Origin of the sequence: Verminephrobacter aporrectodeae subsp. tuberculatae, assembly GCF_026127385.1 — a bacterium.
In the GTDB taxonomy this organism is placed as follows: domain Bacteria; phylum Pseudomonadota; class Gammaproteobacteria; order Burkholderiales; family Burkholderiaceae_C; genus Acidovorax; species Acidovorax aporrectodeae.
Genome location: NZ_QZCX01000001.1, coordinates 1,963,434 through 1,981,233, shown reverse-complemented (window position 1 = coordinate 1,981,233; position 17,800 = coordinate 1,963,434). Strand labels below are relative to the sequence as shown.

1 protein-coding gene is annotated in these 17,800 nt (G+C 66.7%); it reads right to left on the bottom strand.

Features of this window, described 5'->3' with window-relative positions; genetic code table 11:
* Window positions 1-17,755, bottom strand: a 17,755-nt coding sequence (locus D5041_RS08485; protein WP_265284353.1) for a SwmB domain-containing protein, incomplete at its 3' end; no start/stop codon positions are given.
* Between the last annotated feature and the right edge of the window lie 45 nt (window positions 17,756-17,800).

Here is a 17,800-nt window from a genome sequence, read left to right as displayed (position 1 = left end):
CCCCCGTGTTGGTCACGCCCGCGAGGTTCACGCGGATGGTGTTCGTCGTGTCGTTCACGTTGGCCGTGGGCGTGAAGGTCGCCGTCCAGGTTCTGCCGTCTGCCGCGGCCGTGAGCGGGCCCAGCGTGCCGTTGGCGTCGGTGAGCACGACGTCGTCGGCCGCAAAGCCGCTGACGGCCTCGCTGAAGCGGAAGGTGACGGTCGTCGTTTCTCCCGCAGTGAGCGCGACGTCGGCCAGCGTGATCGTGGCCGTAGGGCCTGTGGTGTTACCGCCGGAACGCGTGTCCACGCTGTACTTGGCGCTGGTGAATATGCGCGCATCGCTATTGCCCGCCACGTCCGTCACGCCGCCCTTGACGCCGATGGCGTTGTCCGCTCCGCCGTTGGTGTTGGCCGTGGGCGTGAAGGTCGCGGTCCAGGTTTTTCCGTCTGCGCCGGCCGTCAAAGGGCCCAGCGTGCCGTTCGCGTTCAAGAGGTCTATCTTGCTGGCATCAAAGTTCGTGACGACCTCGTTGAAGCTGAAGGTGACGGTGGTGGTTTCGCCAACGGTCAGGGTGCTGTCGGCCAGCGTGATGGTGGCGACGGGGGGCCGAAGGTCGACGTCGTAGCGGACCGTGGAGTCCGCTGTGCCCACCCCGGTGTTGCCCGCGAGGTCGGTGATTCCGGCCAGGTTCACGCGGATCTTGTTGCCCGTCGAGTTGGGGATGTCAGGGGATGCCTGTATGTAATCCTCGCGACTCGGGGCCGCCAGCGTGACCGTCCAGGTCGTGCCGCCGTCGGTGCTTTGCAGGTTGGACAGCGTCACGCCGGACCCCTCCGCGGTCAGGTCATCGAGGCTGAAACTGCTGGCAGCGATGGCTTCGGAGAAGCGGATGGTGACGGTGGTGCTTTCGCCAAGGCTCAGTTTGTTGTCGCCGATCGTGATCGGGTCGGTGGCGGCCAGCGTGGGACGCTGGGTGTCCGGTGCAGGAGGTCCCATGACGGGGATGGCCAAAAAGCTCCCCAGGTGGTTGCCGACCTCGTCCCGTATGCCGCTGGTGTCGCTGGGCGTGCTGTCGCTGTAGGCGACGGTGACGCTCTGGCCCGGTGTCGCGTGACTGGTCAGCGTCAGCGTAATCGTTTTTGCCTGCGCATTCACAAGCACATTGGTGACGTTGTTGCGCTCACCACCAGAGCCGCCCATCCGCACCGTGAAGTCCTCGTCCGCCGGTTTGTGGATCGGGTCTGCGTCCAGATTGCTCGCGTCGTTGAAGCTGAGCACCAGTTGGTCGCCGTTGACCGTGGCGGTGTTGATCGCCGGGGGCGTGGTGTCTGCTGGCGCGGGCGTGTTGTTCGTCACCGCCTGGCCGCTGAAGCTCACTGCGTCGTTGCCCGCAGCGTCCTGCACCACGGCGCCGGATGCGGGCTTGGTGTAGCTGACGGTCACCGTCTCCGTGCTGGCCACGGCGCGGCTCAGTGTCAGCGTCACGGTCTTGGTCGTGGCGTTCACCACGGCGCTGCGCACGGTGATGGCCGCCGTGCCTGCGGCGTTGTTCACCGCATAGCCTGCGTTGCCCGCGAGCGCTGCTCCGTCCAGGGTGCCCGCTTCGGTGTAGCTGATCACCAACTGGTCGCCGTTGACCGCGGCGCTGCTGAACACCGGGGGCGTGGTGTCCGTTGGCGCGGGCGTGTTGTTGGTGACAGCCTGGCTGCTGAAGCTCACTGCGTCGTTGCCCGCAGCGTCCTGCACCACGGCGCCGGATGCGGGCTTGGTGTAGCTCACGGTCACCGTCTCCGTGCTGGCCACGGCGCGGCTCAGCGTCAGCGTCACGGTCTTGGCCGTGGCGTTCACCACGGCGCTGCGCACGGTGATGGCCGCCGTGCCTGCGGCGTTGTTCACCGCATAGCCTGCGTTGCCCGCGAGCGCTGCCCCGTCCAGGGTGCCCGCTTCGGTGTAGCTGATCACCAACTGGTCGCCGTTGACCGAGGCGCTGCTGAACTCCGGGGGCGTGGTGTCTCCGGTGGTGGAGTCTCCGGCGGGGGGACCTCCGGTGGTGTCTACGGTGTAGTTGGTGCTGCTGACTCGACCCGCGCCGGCGTTGCCAGCGGCGCCGGTCACCCCGGCGAGGTCTACGGTGATGACATTCACCGGGGCGTTGACGTTGGCCGTGGGCGTGAAGGCGGCCGTCCAGACCGTGCCCGCAGCGTTGGCCACGGGCGCGCTCAGCGTGCCGTTGGTGCACACGATGTCGCTGATCTCAAAGCCGTTGACGGGCTGGGTGAAGGTGAAGGTGACGGTGGTGGCCTCGCCCCTGGTGAGCGCGTTGTCGGCCAGCGTGATCTCGACGCCGAGCGTGTTGTTCGTCACCGCCCGGTTGCTGAAGCTCACTGCGTCGTTGCCCGCAGCGTCCTGCACCACGGCGCCGGATTCGGGCTTGGTGTAGCTGACGCTCACCGTCTCCGTTGCGGTCACGGCGCGGCTCAGCGTCAGCGTCACGGTCTTGGCCGCCCCGTTCACCACGGCGCTGCTCACGATGATGGCCGCCGTGCCTGCGGCGGTGTTCACCGTAAAGCCTGCGTTGCCCGCGAGCGCTGCCGCGTCCAGGGTGCCCGCTTCGGTGTACGTGAGCACCAGTTGGTTGCCGGTGACCGTGGCGCTGTGGAACTCCGGGGGCGTGGTGTCTGCTGGCGCGGGCGTGCCATGGGTCGGGATCACTCCGTTGAAGTTCGCCGCCTGGTTGCCGGCAGCGTCCCGCACCCCGTTGCCAGATTCGGGCTTGGTGTATCTGACGACCACCGTCTCCGTTTCGGCCACGGCGCGGCTCAGTGTCAGCGTCACGGTCTTGGCCGTGGCGCCTACCACGGCGCTGCTCACGGTGATGGCCGCCCTGCCTGCGGCGGTGATGATCGTAAAGCCTGCGTTGCCCGTCAGTGCCGCCGGGTCCAGGGTGCCCGCTTCCGTGTACGTGAGCACCAGCTGGTCGCCGGTGACCACGGCGGTGCTGATTACCGGGGGCGTGGTGTCTGCTGTCACGGGTTTTTCGTTGAAGTTCGCCGCCTGGTTGCCGGCAGCGTCCCGCACCCCGTTGCCGGATTCGGGCTTGGTGTAGCTGACGGTCACCGTCTCCGTTTCGGCCACGGTGCGGCTCAGCGTGAGCGTGACGGTCTTGGCCGTGGCGTTTACCACGGCGCTGCTCACGGTGATGGCCGCCGTGCCTGCGGCGGTGTTCACCGTAAAGCCTGCATTGCCCGCGAGCGCTGCCCCGTCCAGGGTGCCCGCTTCCGTGTACGTGAGCACCAGCTGGTTGCCGGTGACCGTGGCGGTGTTGATCACCGGGGCCGTGGTGTCGGCTGCTGGCGTGTTGTTGAGCACCGCGGTGGCCGCAAAGCTGGCCGCGTCTTGGCCGTAAATGTCCTGTATTGCGTGGGTGTCGTCGTAGGCCACTCTGGGGTCGGCGTAGGCGACGGTCACTGACTGGCCCTGGGTGACCGCGGTGGCCAGCGTCAGCGTCACGGTCTTGGCCTCGGCATTCACGACGACGTCGCGGACGGCCCGGGCGGTGCCAGCGACGAGCACCGTAAAAGCCCCCGTGGCCGGCTTGTTGGTCGCGTCCAGGTTGCTGGCGTCAGTGAAACTGAGCACCAGTTGGTCGCCGTTGACCCTGGGGCGTTGCGTCTCGTCGGTGGTGATCAACACCGGGGCCACGATGTCCGTGCGCACCGCTGTGGTCGGAAAGCTGAGCAGGCGGTTGCCGGCTGTGTCCTGTATGGCACTCTCGTTGGTGGGCGTGCTGTCCTGGTAGGCGATGGTCACGGTCTGACCCGGTCGCACGGAGGTGCTCAGTGTCAGATAAAGGACTGTCCCGGATGCGTACTCTGCGGCCGTGGCCGTGACGGCTTGGCCATCGACGAGCACCGTGAAGTCGTTGTGGTTCGGTCGGGCCGTACCATCTTTCAGGTCGCTCGTGCCGTGGAAACTGAGGAACACCAAGTTGGCGTTGACCCTGGGCCCCTGCTGACCGGTGGTGATCAACACCGGGGGCGTGGTGTCTGCTGGCGCGGGGGTGTTGTTCGTCACGGCCTGGCTGCTGAAGCTCACTGCGTCGTTGCCCGCAGCGTCCTGCACCACGGCGCCGGATTCGGGCTTGGTGTAGCTGACGCTCACCGTCTCCGTTGCGGTCACGGCGCGGCTCAGTGTCAGCGTGACGGTCTTGGCCGTCGCGCTCACCACGGCGCTGCTCACGGTGATGGCCGTTGCGCCAGCGGCGGTGTTCACCGTAAAGCCTGCGTTGCCCGTGAGCGCTGCCGCGTCCAGGGTGCCCGCTTCGGTGTACGTGAGCACCAGTTGGTTGCCGGTGACTGTGGCGCTGTGGATCACCGGGGGCGTGGTGTCTGCTGGCGCGGGCGTGCCATGGGTCGCGATTACTCCGTCGAAGTTCGCCGCCTGGTTGCCGGCAGCGTCCCGCACCCCGTTGCCGGATTCGGGCTTGATGTATCTGATGACCACCGTCTCCGTTTCGGCCACGGTGCGGCTCAGCGTCAGCGTCACGGTCTTGGCCGCCCCGTTCACCACGGCGCTGCTCACGGTGATGGGGGCCGCCGTGCCAGCGGTGTTGATCGTAAAGCCTGCGTTGCCCGTCAGTGCCGCCGGGTCCAGGGTGCCCGCTTCCGTGTACGTGAGCACCAACTGGTTGCCGGTGACCACGGCGGTGCTGATCGTGGGGGGCGTGGTGTCTGCTGACGCAGGCGTGCTGTTGGTGACGACCTGGTTGCTGAAGCTCACTGCGGCGTTGCCCGCAGCGTCCTGCACCACGGCGCCGGATGCGGGCTTGGTGTAGCTGACGCTCACCGTCTCCCCGTGGGTCACGGCGCGGCTCAGCGTCAGCGTGACGGTCTTGGCCGCCCCGTGCACCACGGCGCTGCTCACGGTGATGGCCGCCGCGCCTGCGGCGGTGTTCACCGTAAAGCCGGCGTTGCCCGCGAGCATGATGGCGGCTCCGTCCAGGGTGTTGGCTTCGGTGTACCTGAGCATCAGCTGGTTGCGGTTGACCGTGGCGGTGATGAATACCGGGGGTGTGGTGTCCAGTGTCATGTTGTCCACTGCCGTGGACAGGAAGCTGGTCAGGTGGTTGCCGGCTGTGTCCTGTATGCCCTTGTTGTCTGCGGGCGTGCTGTCGTTGTAGGCAACGGTTACGCCGCGCTGACCATGCGCTATGGGGGTGGTCAGCGTCAGGATCATGTCCTTGGAGATTCCATTGATGCTGACATTCGTGACGATATTCGCCACGCCATCGACGAGCACGGTGAAATCCCCATTGGCTGGCAGGCGGTCCCGGGCTTGGACCATGTTGCTCTGGTCGCTGAAGTTGAGCGCCAACAGATTGCCCGAGACCCTGGGGCGACCGTCGCCGGCGCCGATCAGCTGCGGGGGCGTGGTGTCTGCTGCAGACGTGCTGTTGGTGACGACCTGGTTGCTGAAGCTCACTGCGTCGTTGCCCGCAGCGTCCTGCACCACGGCGCCAGTCGCGGGCTTGGTGTAGCTGACGGTCAGCGTCTCGGCCGGGGCCACGGCGCGGCTCAGCGTGAGCGTCACGGTCTTGGCCACCCCGTTCACCACGGCGCTGCTCACGGTGATGGCCGCCGCGCCCGCGGCGGTGTTCACCGCAAAGCCGGCGTTGCCCGCGAGCGCGGCCCCGTCCAGGGAGCCCGCTTCGGTGTACCTGAGCACCAGTTGGTCGCCGGTGACCGTGGCGCTGTGGAACGCCGGGGGCGTGGTGTCTGCTGATTGGGTGTCCACGGTGTAGTTGACGCTGGTGGCGATGCCGGTACCGAACGTGTCTCCCAGGTCGGCTACGCCGCCCAAGTTGACGCGGATGGTGTTGGTCGCGTCGTTGCAGTTGGCCGTGGGTGTGAGGGACGCGGTCCAGGTTTTGTTGTCGGTGGTCGTGAGCGGGCCCAGCGTGCTGGTGGTGGCGTCGAACATGACGTCATGGATCGAGAATTCGAGGACCTCCTGGTTGAAGGTGAAGGTGACGGTCGTCGTTTCGCCCACGGTGAGCGCGGTATCGGCCAGCGTGATCGTGACGGCAAGTGGCACGGTGCTCACGGTGAAGTTGTCGCTCGTGGCGCGGCCGGTCCCGGCAACGCCTGCGGCGTCGGTCACGCCCCTGAGGTCCACGCTGATGGTGTTGCTCGCGTCGATGACGTTGGCCGTGGGCGTGAAGGTGGCCCGCCAGGTTCTGCCGTTGCTGCCGAGTATGAGTTCGTTGAGCGTGCCGTTCGCCTGGGTCAGGTCCACGTCATCGCGCGTGAAGCCGGTGACGGGCTTGTTGAAGGTGATGGAGACGATCGTCGTTGTTCCCGTCGTGAGGTGCTCGTCGAACAGAGTGATGCTGGCGGTCAGGTCGCTGGTGTTGGACGCTGGCGTGTTGTTCGTCACGGCCTGGTCGCTGAAGCTCACGGCCTCGTTGCCCGCAGCGTCCCGCACCACGGCGCTGGTCGCGGGCTTGGTGTAGCTGACGCTCACCGTCTCCCCGTGGGTCACGGCGCGGCTCAGCGTGAGCGTGACGGTCTTGGCCGCCCCGTGCACCACGGCGCTGCTCACGGTGATGGCCGCCGCGCCCGCGGCGGTGTTCACCGCAAAGCCGGCGCTGCCCGCGAGCGCTGCTCCGTTCAGGCTGCCCGCTTCGGTGTACGTGAGCACCAGCTGGTTGCCGGTGACCACGGCGCCGTGGAACGCCGGGGGCGTCGTGTCTGCTGCTTCCGATCGCGTGTCGTTGAGCACTGCGGGGGCCGCACGGCTGGCCGCTTCTTGGCCGTCCATGTCCCGCGTTGCGCTGCTGGTCCGCGTGTCAATGCTGTACGGCCTGCTGACGGTGGTCATTCTTGGCACATTGCCCGCCAGGTCCGATATGCGGCTCAAGTCGAGGCGGATGGTGTTGCCGCCGGCGTTGACGTTCGCGGTGGGCGTGAAGGTGGCGATCCAGGTTCTGCCATCTGCGAGGGGGGTCAGCGGGCCCAGCGTGCCGTTGGCCCCGGACAGGTCGATGTCACCGAGCTCAAAGCCGGTCACGGGCTCGCTGAAGCTGAAGAGGGCTTTGGTGGTTTCGCCCGCAGTGAGGGCGCTGTCGAGCAGTCGGATGGTGCAGCGGGGAGCGATGACGTCGATGTCGTAGGTGACCGTGGAGACGGCCTGGCCCGCACCGGCGGTGCCTGCGGAGTTGCTCACGCCGGCGAGGTTGACGCTGATCCGGTTGCCCACTGAGTTGTATGTGCGGGGGTTTGGGACGCGTGCGAGATCATCCGCGTTCGGGGCCGTCAGCGTGACCGTCCAGGTGCTGCCGCCGTCGGTGCTGCTCAGGTCGTCGGACAGCCTCGCGTAATCGCCCACGCTCAGGTCGGCGGTGCTCAGGCCCCTGATGGCTTCGGAGAAGCGGATGGTGACGGTGGTGCTCTCGCCAAGGCTCAGTTTGTCGTCGCCGATCGTGATCGGGTCGATCGCGGCCAGCGTGGGGCCTTCCGTTGCCGGCGTGTTGCGCGTGTCAATGCTGTACGGCCTGCTGACGGCGGTCATTCTTGGCACATTGCCCGCCAGGTCCGATATGCGGCTCAAGTCGAGGCGGATGGTGTTGCCGCCGGCGTTGACGTTCGCGGTGGGCGTGAAGGTGGCGATCCAGGTTCTGCCATCTGCGAGGGGGGTCAGCGGGCCCAGCGTGCCGTTGGCCCCGGACAGGTCGATGTCACCGAGCTCAAAGCCGGTCACGGGCTCGCTGAAGCTGAAGAGGGCTTTGGTGGTTTCGCCCGCAGTGAGGGCGCTGTCGAGCAGTCGGATGGTGCAGCGGGGAGCGATGACGTCGATGTCGTAGGTGACCGTGGAGACGGCCTGGCCCGCACCGGCGGTGCCTGCGGAGTTGCTCACGCCGGCGAGGTTGACGCTGATCCGGTTGCCCACTGAGTTGTATGTGCGGGGGTTTGGGACGCGTGCGAGATCATCCGCGTTCGGGGCCGTCAGCGTGACCGTCCAGGTGCTGCCGCCGTCGGTGCTCCTCAGGTCGTCGGACAGCCTCGCTTGACCGCCCACGCTCAGGTCGGCGGCGGTCAGGCCCCTGATGGCTTCGGAGAAGCGGATGGTGACGGTGGTGCTCTCGCCAACGCTCAGTTTGTCGTCGCCGATCGTGATCGGGTCGATCGCGGCCAGCGTGGGGCCTTCCGTTGCCGGCGTGTTGCGCGTGTCAATGCTGTACGGCCTGCTGACGGTGGTCATTCTTGGCACATTGCCCGCCAGGTCCGATATGCGGCTCAAGTCGAGGCTGATGGTGTTGCCGCCGGCGTTGACGTTCGCGGTGGGCGTGAAGGTGGCGATCCAGGTTCTGCCATCTGCGAGGGGGGTCAGCGGGCCCAGCGTGCCGTTGGCCCCGGACAGGTCGATGTCACCGAGCTCAAAGCCGGTCACGGGCTCGCTGAATCTGAAGAGGACGTCGGTGGTTTCGCCCGCAGTGAGGGCACTGTGGGCCATTCGGATGGTGCAGCGGGGAGCGATGACGTCGATGTCGTAGGTGACCGTGGAGACGACCTGGCCCGCACCGGCGGTGCCTGCGGAGTTGCTCACGCCGGCGAGGTTGACGCTGATCCGGTTGCCCACTGAGTTGTATCTGTTGTGGTGGTTTGGGTCGCGTGCGAGATCATCCGCGTTCGGGGCCGTCAGCGTGACCGTCCAGGTGGTGCCGCCGTCGGTGCTGCTCAGGTCGTTGGACAGCCTCGCGCGGCCGCCCACGCTCAGGTCGGCGGTGCTCAGGCCCCTGATGGCTTCGGAGAAGCGGATGGTGACGGTGGTGCTCTCGCCAAGGCTCAGTTTGGCGTCGCCTATCGTGATCGGGTCGGTCGCGGCCAGCGTGGGGCCTTCCGTTGCCGGCGTGTTGACCGGGGCGCAGCGGAACGCCGGGGGCGTCGTGTCTGCTGCTTCCGATCGCGTGTCGTTGAGCACTGCGGGGGCCGCACGGCTGGCCGCTTCTTGGCCGTCCATGTCCCGCGTTGCGCTGCTGGTCCGCGTGTCAATGCTGTACGGCCTGCTGACGGCGGTCCCTCTCGGCACATTGCCCGCCAGGTCCGATATGCGGCTCAAGTCGAGGCCGATGGTGTTGCCGCCGGCGTTGACGTTCGCGGTGGGCGTGAAGATGGCGGTCCAGGTTCTGCCATCTGCAAGGAGGGTCAGCGGACCCAGCGTGCCGTTGGCCCTGGACAGGTCGATGTCACCGAGCTCAAAGCCGGTCACGGGCTCGCTGAATCTGAAGAGGACGTCGGTGGTTTTATCCGCAGTGAGGGCGCTGTCGTCCAGTCGGATGGTGCAGCGGGGAGCGATGACGTCGATGTCGTAGGTGACCGTGGAGACGGCCTGGCCCGCACCGGCGGTGCCTGCGGAGTTGCTCACGCCGGCGAGGTTGACGCTGATCCGGTTGCCCACTGAGTTGTATGTGCGGGGGTTTGGGTCGCGTGCGAGATCATCCGCGTTCGGGGCCGTCAGCGTGACCGTCCAGGTGCTGCCGCCGTCGGTGCTCCTCAGGTCGTCGGACAGCCTCGCGCGGCCGCCCACGCTCAGGTCGGCGGTGGTCAGGCCCCTGACGGCTTCGGAGAAGCGGATGGTGACGGTGGTGCTCTCGCCAAGGCTCAGTTTGTCGTCGCCGATCGTGATCGGGTCGGTCGCGGCCAGCGTGGGGCCACCCGCTGCTGGCGTGGGGCCTCCCGCTGGCGTGTTGTTCGTCACGGCCTGGTCGCTGAAGCTCACGGCGTCGTTGCCCGCAGCGTCCTGCACCACGGCGCCGGATTCGGGTTTGGTGTAGCGGACGGTCACGGTCTCCGTTGCGGCCACGGCGCGGCTCAGCGTGAGCGTGACGGTCTTGGCCGTTGCACTCACCACGGCGCTGTTCACGGTGATGGCCGTGCCCGTGGTGCTGCTCACCGCAAAGCCTGCGTTGCCCGCGAGCGCTGCCGCGTCCAGGGTGCCCGCTTCGGTGTACGTGAGCACCAGCTGGTTGCCGTTGACCACGGCGCTGTGGAACACCGGGGGCGTGGTGTCTGCTGATTGGGTGTTCACGGTGTAGTTGGCGCTGGTGGCCATGCCGGTACTGGGCTTGCCTGCAAGGTCGGTGACGCCGGCCAAGTTGACGCGGATGGTGTTGGTCCTGTCGTAGAGGTCGGCCGTGGGTGTGAGCGATGCGGTCCAGGTTTTTCTGTCGCGGGTCGTGAGCGCGCCAAGCGTGCTGGTGCTGGCGTCGAACACGACGTCATCCCTCGAGAAGCCGTAGACCCTCTGGTTGAAGGTGATGGTGACGGTCGTTGTTTCGCCCACGGTGAGCGCGGTATCGGCCAGCGTGATCGTGGCATCAGGTGGCGCGGTGGTCAGGATGAAGTTGTCGCTCGTGGCGCGGCCGGTCCCGGCAACGCCTGCGGCGTCGGTCACGCCCGCGAGGTTCACGCTGATGGTGTTGGTCTCGTCGATGACGCCCGCCGTGGGCGTGAAGATGGCCGACCAGGTTCTGCCGTCGGCGCTGAGTATGGGTTCGCTGAGCGTGCCGTGGGTCTGGGTCAGGTCGATGTCATCGCGCGTGAAGCCGGTGACGGGCCTGTTGAAGCTGATGAAGACGGTCGTCGTTTCTCCCGTCGTGAGATGCTGGTCCCAGTCGGACAACCAGATGGTGGCGCTCAGGCCGCTGGTGTCGGGCGCTGCGGTGCTGGTGCGCGTGTCAATGTTGTACTCGTAGCTGACGGAGGTGGTTCTCGGCGCATTGCCCGCCAGATCCGATACGCGGGTCATGTCGAGGCGGATGGTGTTGCCGCCGGCGTTGACGTTCGCGTTGGGCGTGAAGGTGGCGGTCCAGGTTTTGCCATCTGCGAGGAGGGTCAGCGGACCCAGCGTGCCGTTGGCCCTGGACAGGTCGAAGTCACCGACTTCAAAGCCGTTCACGGGCTCGCTGAAGCTGAAGGTGGCGGTGGTGGTTTCGCCCGCAGTGAGGGTGCTGTCGGCCAGCCTGATGGTGCAGTAGGGATTGAGGACGTTGATGTCGTAGGTAACCGTGGAGACGGCCCGGCCCGCACCGGCGGTGCCTGCGGAGTTGGTCACGCCGGCGAGGTTGACGCTGATCTGATTGCCCGTCGAGTTGTATGTGAGGTAGTCGAAGTTTGGGTCGCGTGCGTAACCGCGTGTGAAATCATCCCAGCCCGGGGCCGTCAGCGTGACCGTCCAGGTGATGCCGCCGTCGGTGCTCCTCAGGTTGTCGGACAGATGCGCGCCTCCGCCCACGACCAAGTCGGCGGTGGTAAAGCCACTGATGGCTTCGGAGAAGCGGATGGTGACGGTGGTGCTCTCGCCAAGGCTCAGGTTGTTGTCGCCGATCGTGATCGGGTCGGTCGCGGCCAGCGTGGGGCCTCCCGCTGCCGGCGTGTCGTTCGTCACGGCCTGGTCGCTGAAGCTCACTGCGTCGTTGCCCGCAGCGTCCTGCACCACGGCGCCGGATTCGGGTTTGGTGTAGCGGACGCTCAGCGTCTCATTTCTGGTCACGGCGCGGCTCAGCGTGAGCGTGACGGTCTTGGCCGCTTCGTTCACCACGGCGCTGTTCACGGTGATGGCCGTGCCCGTGCTGCTGCTCACCGCAAAGCCGGCGTTGCCCGCGAGCGCTGTCCCGTCCAGCCGGTTGGCTTCGGTGTAGCTGATCACCAGTTGGTCGCCGTTGACCACGGCGCTGTGGAACACCGGGGGCGTGGTGTCTGCCACTCCCGATGGCGTGTTGTTGAGCACTGCGGTGGCCGTGAAGCTGGCCGCGTCCTGGCCGTAAATGTCCTGTATTGCGGAGGGGTCGTCGTAGGCCGGTCTGGGGTCGTCGTAGGTGACGGTCACCGACTGGCCCCAGGTGACCGCCGTGGCCAGCGTCAGCGTCACGGTCTTGGCCTCGGCATTCACGGCGACGTCGCGGACGGCCCGGACGCTGCCATCGACGCGCACCGTAAAAGCCTCCCTGGCCGGCTTGTTGGTCGCGTCCAGGTTGTTCTCGTCCTGAAAACTGAGCACCAGCTGGTCGCCGTTGACCCTGGGGCGCTGCGCCTCGTCGCTGGTGATCAGCACCGGGGCCGCGCCGTCCATGTCCGTGCGCACCACCGTGGTCGGGAAACTGAGCAGGCGGTTGCCGGCTGCGTCCCGTATGGCGCTCTCGTCGGTGGGCGTGCTGTCCCGGTAGGAAACGGTCACGGTCTGACCCTGCCGCGGGGCGGTGCTCAGTTCCAGGATCATGTTTTTTCCGCGTCCATGGAACGTGGTCGTGGCGGCGACGGCTTGGCCATCGACGAGCACCGTGAAGTCGCTGCCGTTCGGTTTGTGGGCAGTAAGACTCTGGCTCAGGTCGCTCGCGGCGTAGAACCGGAGGTACAGGTCACTCCCGTTGACTCTGGGGGCATTGATACCGGTGGTGATCAGCTCCGGGGGGGTGTTGTTCGTCACCGCCCGGTCGTTGAAGTGCACTGCGTCGTTGCCCGCTGCGTCCTGCACCACGGCGCCGGATTCGGGTTTGGTGTAGCTGACGGTCACCGTCTCATCCGGGGCCACGGCGCGGCTCAGCGTGAGCGTGACGGTCTTGGCCGCCCCGTTCACCACGGCGCTGCTCACGGGGATGGCCGCCGTGCCTGCGGCGTTGTTCACCGTAAAACCGGCGTTGCCCGCGAGCGCTGCTGCGTCCAGGGTATTGGCTTCCGTGTACGTGAGCACCAGCTGGTTGCCGATGACCGTGGCGCTGTGGAACTCCGGGGGCGTGGTGTCTGCTCCGGGCGTGGTGTCTGCTCCGGGTGTGGTGGCTGACGTGTTGTTGGTCACCGCCCTTTCGCTGAAGTTCGCTGCGTCGTTGCCCGCAGCGTCCTGCACCACGGCGCCGGATGTGGGTTTGGTGTAGCTGACGGTCACCGTCTCGGCCGGGGCCACGGCGCGGCTCAGCGTCAGCGTGACGGTCTTGTCCGTTGCATTCACTACGGCGCTGCTCACGGTGATGGCCGCCGTGCCTGCGGCGGTGTTCACCGCAAAGCCAGCGTTGCCCGCGAGGGCTGCTGCGTCCAGGGTGCCCGCTTCGGTGTACGTGAGCACCAGCTGGTTGCCGGTGACCACGGCGCTATGGAACTCCGGGGGCGTGGTGTCTACTGGCGCTGGCGTGTTGTTGATGACGGCCCGGTCGCTGAAGTTTGCTGCGTCGTTGCCGACAGCGTCCTGCACCACGACGCCGGATTCGGGTTTGGTGTAGCTGACGGTCAGCGTCTCGCTGTTGGCCACGGCGCGGCTCAGCGTGAGCGTGACGGTCTTGGCCGTGGCGTTCACCACGGCGCTGCTCACGGTGATGGCCGCCGTGCCTGCGGCGGTGCCGACCGCATAGCCTGCGCTGCCCGCGAACGCTGCCGCGTCCAGGGTGCCCGCTTCGGTGTACGTGAGCACCAACTGGTTGCCGGTGACCACGGCGGTGCTGATCATCGGGGGCGTGGTGTCTGCTACCACGGGGTTTGCGCTGAAGTTCGCCGCATGGTTGCCGGCAGCGTCCTGCACCACGGCGCCAGATTCGGGCTTGGTGTAGCTGACGGTCACCGTCTCCGTTGCGGCCACGGCGCGGCTCAGCGTGAGCGTCACGGTCTTGGCCGTGGCATTCACTACGGCGCTGCTCACGGTGATGGCCGCCGTGCCTGCGGCGGTGTTCACCGCATAGCCTGCGTTGCCCGCGAGCGCTACCGGGTCCAGGCTGTTGACGTCGGTGTAGCTGATCACCAGTCGGTTGCCGGCGACCGCGGCGCTGCTGAACACCGGGGGCGTGGTGTCTTCTGGCGGGGACGTGTTGCTTGCTCCCACGGGCGTGATGTTGGTCACTGCCATCCTCTGGAAGTTGGCCGCGTGGTTGCCCGCCGCGTCCTGCACCACATTGCCGGATGCGGGCTTGGTGTAGCTGACGCTCAATGACTCACCGTGGATCGTGATACGCCCTTCGAATGTCAGCGTCACGGTCTTGGCTATTGCGTTCACCACGGCGCTCTTGATGTAGAAGCGTTCTACTGCCCGGCCGCTGCTGTCGTTGATGTCTACCGTAAAGCCTCCAGTGCCCGACAGCGCTACGTCGTCCAAGTTGTTCTGGTCGGTGTAATTGATCACCAACTTGTCGCGGTTGGCCGTGGCGCTGTGGAACACCGGGGGCGTGGTTTCGGATACGCCTGTGTTGTTGGTCACCGCTGTGGCCGCGAAGCTGGCCACGTCGTTGCCGAGGACGTCCTGGATTGCATTACTGTCGTCGTAGGTCGTGGGGTCGGTGTAGGCAACGGTCACGCTCTGACCCTGCACCACGGGGGTGCTCAGCGTCAGCGTGACGGTCTTGGCCGCCCCGTCCACGGCGGTCGCAGTGACCGCGATGGCGTTGCCTCCGACAAGCACCGCAAAGGCATCGCCCGCCGGCCCGCGATACGGGTCCGCGAGCTGGTTCGCGTCGTCGAAGCTGAGCACCAGTTGGTTTGCGTTGACCACGGCGCTGCTGAGCACCGGGGGCGTGTCTTCCGCATGGAGCACGGGCTTTTCGCTGAAGTTCGCCGCATAGTTGCCGGCAACGTCCTGCACCCCACCGGATTCGGGCTTGGTGTAGCTGACGGTCAAGGTCTCCGTTTCGGCCACCTCGCGGTCCAGAAACAGCGACACGGCCCTGAGCGTTGAGTGCACCACGGCGGCGTTCACGGTGATGGCCGTGCCCGTGCTGCTGCTCACCGTAAAGGCGGTGCTGGGCGTGAGCGCTGTCACGAGCAGGGTGTTGGCTTCGATGAAGTTGATCACCATTCCGATGCCACGGACCATGGCGCAGCTGAACTCCGGGGGTGTGGTGTCTGGTGGCGCTGGCGTGTTGTTGGTCACCGACGTGGCCGCGAAGCTGGCCACGTCGTTGCCGGCTGCGTCCTGGATGGCGTTGGCGTCGTTGCCGGTCGTGGGGTCGGTGTAGGCAACGGTCACGCTCTGACCCCATGCCACGGGGGTGGTCAGTGTCAGCGTGACGGTCTTGGCCACCGCGTCCACGGCGGTCGCAGTGACGGCGTTGGCGTTGCCTGCGACGCGCACCGCAAAGGCCTCGCCCGCCGGCTTGCGGCCCGGGTTCGCGTCCAGTTGGCTCGCGTCGTTGAAGCTGAGCACCAGTTGGTTGCCGTTGACCGCGGCGCTGCTGAGCACCGGGGGCGTGGTGTCTGGTGGCGCTGGCGCGTTGTTGGTCACCGACGTGGCCGCGAAGCTGGCCACGTCGTTGCCGAGGATGTCCTGGATTGCATTCCCGTCGTTGTAGGTCGTGGGGTCGGTGTAGGCAACGGTCACGCTCTGACCATGCACCACGGGGGTGCTCAGCGTCAGCGTGACGGTCTTGGCCGCCCCATCCACGGCGGTCGCAGTGACGGCGTTGGCGTTGCCTCCGACAAGCACCGCAAAGGCATCGTTGGTCGGCCCGCGATACGGGTCCGCGAGCTGGTTCGCGTCGTCGAAGCTGAGCACCAGTTGGTTTGCGTTGACCACGGCGCTGCTGAGCACCGGGGGCGTGTCTTCCGCATGGAGCACGGGCTTTTCGCTGAAGTTCGCCGCATAGTTGCCGGCAACGTCCTGCACCCCACCGGATTCGGGCTTGGTGTAGCTGACGGTCAAGGTCTCCGTTTCGGCCACCTCGCGGTCCAGAAACAGCGACACGGCCCTGAGCGTTGAGTGCACCACGGCGGCGTTCACGGTGATGGCCGTGCCCGTGCTGCTGCTCACCGTAAAGGCGGTGCTGGGCGTGAGCGCTGTCACGAGCAGGGTGTTGGCTTCGATGAAGTTGATCACCAGTCCGATGCCACGGACCATGGCGCAGCTGAACTCCGGGGGCGTGGTGTCTGGTGGCGGGGGCGTGTTGTTGACCACCGACGTGGCCGCGAAGCTGGCCACGTCGTTGCCGGCGGCGTCCTGGATGGCGTTGGCGTCGTTGCCGGTCGTGGGGTCGGTGTAGGCAACGGTCACGCTCTGACCCTGCGCCACGGGGGTGGTCAGCGTCAGCGTGACGGTCTTGGCCACCGCGTCCACGGCGGTCGCAGTGACGGCGTTGGCGTTGCCTGCGACGCGCACCGCAAAGGCCTCGCCCGCCGGCTTGCGGTCCGGGTTCGCGTCCAGTTGGCTCGCGTCGTTGAAGCTGAGCACCAGTTGGTTGCCGTTGACCGCGGCGCTGCTGAGCACCGGGGGCGTGGTGTCTGGTGGCGCTGGCGCGTTGTTCGTCACCGACGTGGCCGCGAAGCTGGCCGCGTCGTTGCCGAGGACGTCCTGGATTGCATTACTGTCGTCGGTCGTGGGGTCGGCGTAGGCAACGGTCACGCTCTGACCATGCGCCACGGGGGTGGTCAGCGTCAGCGTGACGGTCTTGGCCACCCCGTCCACGGCGGTCGCAGTGACGGCGTTGGCGTTGCCTCCGACAAGCACCGCAAAGGCATCGTTGGTCGGCTTGCGATACGGGGTCGCGTCGAGCTGGTTCGCGTCGTCGAAGCTGAGCACCAGTTGGTTGCCGCGGACCGTGGCGCTGCTGAGCGTCGGGGGCGTGGTTTCCTCACTGGTCTGGATCACGGCCTTTTCGCTGAAGTTCGCCGCATAGTTGCCGGCAACGTCCCGCACCCCACCGGATTCGGGCTTGGTGTAGCTGACGGTCAAGGTCTCCGTTTCGGTCACGGCGCGGTCCAGAAACAGCGACACGGCCCTGAGCGTTGAGTGCACCATGGCGGCGTTCACGGTGATGGCCGTGCCCGTGCTGCTGCTCACCCTGAAGCTGGTGGGCGTGGCGAGCAATTCCCCCAGCAGGGTGCTGGCTTCGGTGTAGTAGATCACCATTCCGATGCCACGGACCCTGGCGCTATGGAACTCCGGGGGCGTGGTGTCTGCTGGCGGGGGCGTGGTGTCTCCCGGCGCGGGCGTGGTGTCTGTTTGCTCGGCCGTGTTGTTTGCTGGCGTGTTGTTGACCGCCGCTGTGGCCGCGAAGCTGGCCACGTCGTTGCCGGCGGCGTCCTGGATTGCGTTGGCGTCGTTGCCGGTCGTGGGGTCGGTGTAGGCAACGGTCACGCTCTGACCCCGCGCCACGGGGGTGCTCAGCGTCAGCGTGACGGTCTTGGCTGCCGCGTCCACGGCGGTCGCAGTGACGGTGTTGGCGTTGTCTCCGACGCGCACCGCAAAGGCCTCGCCCGCCGGCTTGCGGTCCGGGTTCGCGTCCAGTTGGCTCGCGTCGTTGAAGCTGAGCACCAATTGGCTTGCGTTGACCACGGCGCTGCTGAGCACCGGGGGCGTGGTGTCTGCTGTCGTGTTGTTGGTCACCTCCTTGTTGCTGAAGTTCAGCGCATTGTTGCCGCGAACGTCCTGCACCCCTTGACCGAACGTGGGCTTGGTGTAGCTGACGGTCACCATCTCCGCTACGGCCACGGCGCGGCTCAGTGTCAGCGTCACGGTCTTGGCGTATATGTTCATCGCGACGCTGGTGACGGTGATGGCCGCCGTGCCTGCGCCGGTGTTGACCGTAAAGCCGGCATTGCGTATGAGTGCTATCGGGTTCAGGGTGCCGGCTTCCGTGTACGTGAGCACCAGTTGGTGGCCTTCGACCGTGGCGGTGTTGACCTCCGGGGGCGTGGTGTCTGCTCGCGCGGGCCCTGTTGGCGGCATGGGCCATATTTTTGTTTTGGCGCTGTCCTGCTCGGTGGCCGTATCGACTATTTCGGTCGGTGATGTGTTGTCAGGCATGGTTTTCCTTCGATGGTGAATGGGTGTTGGATGGGGTTTGGGCTC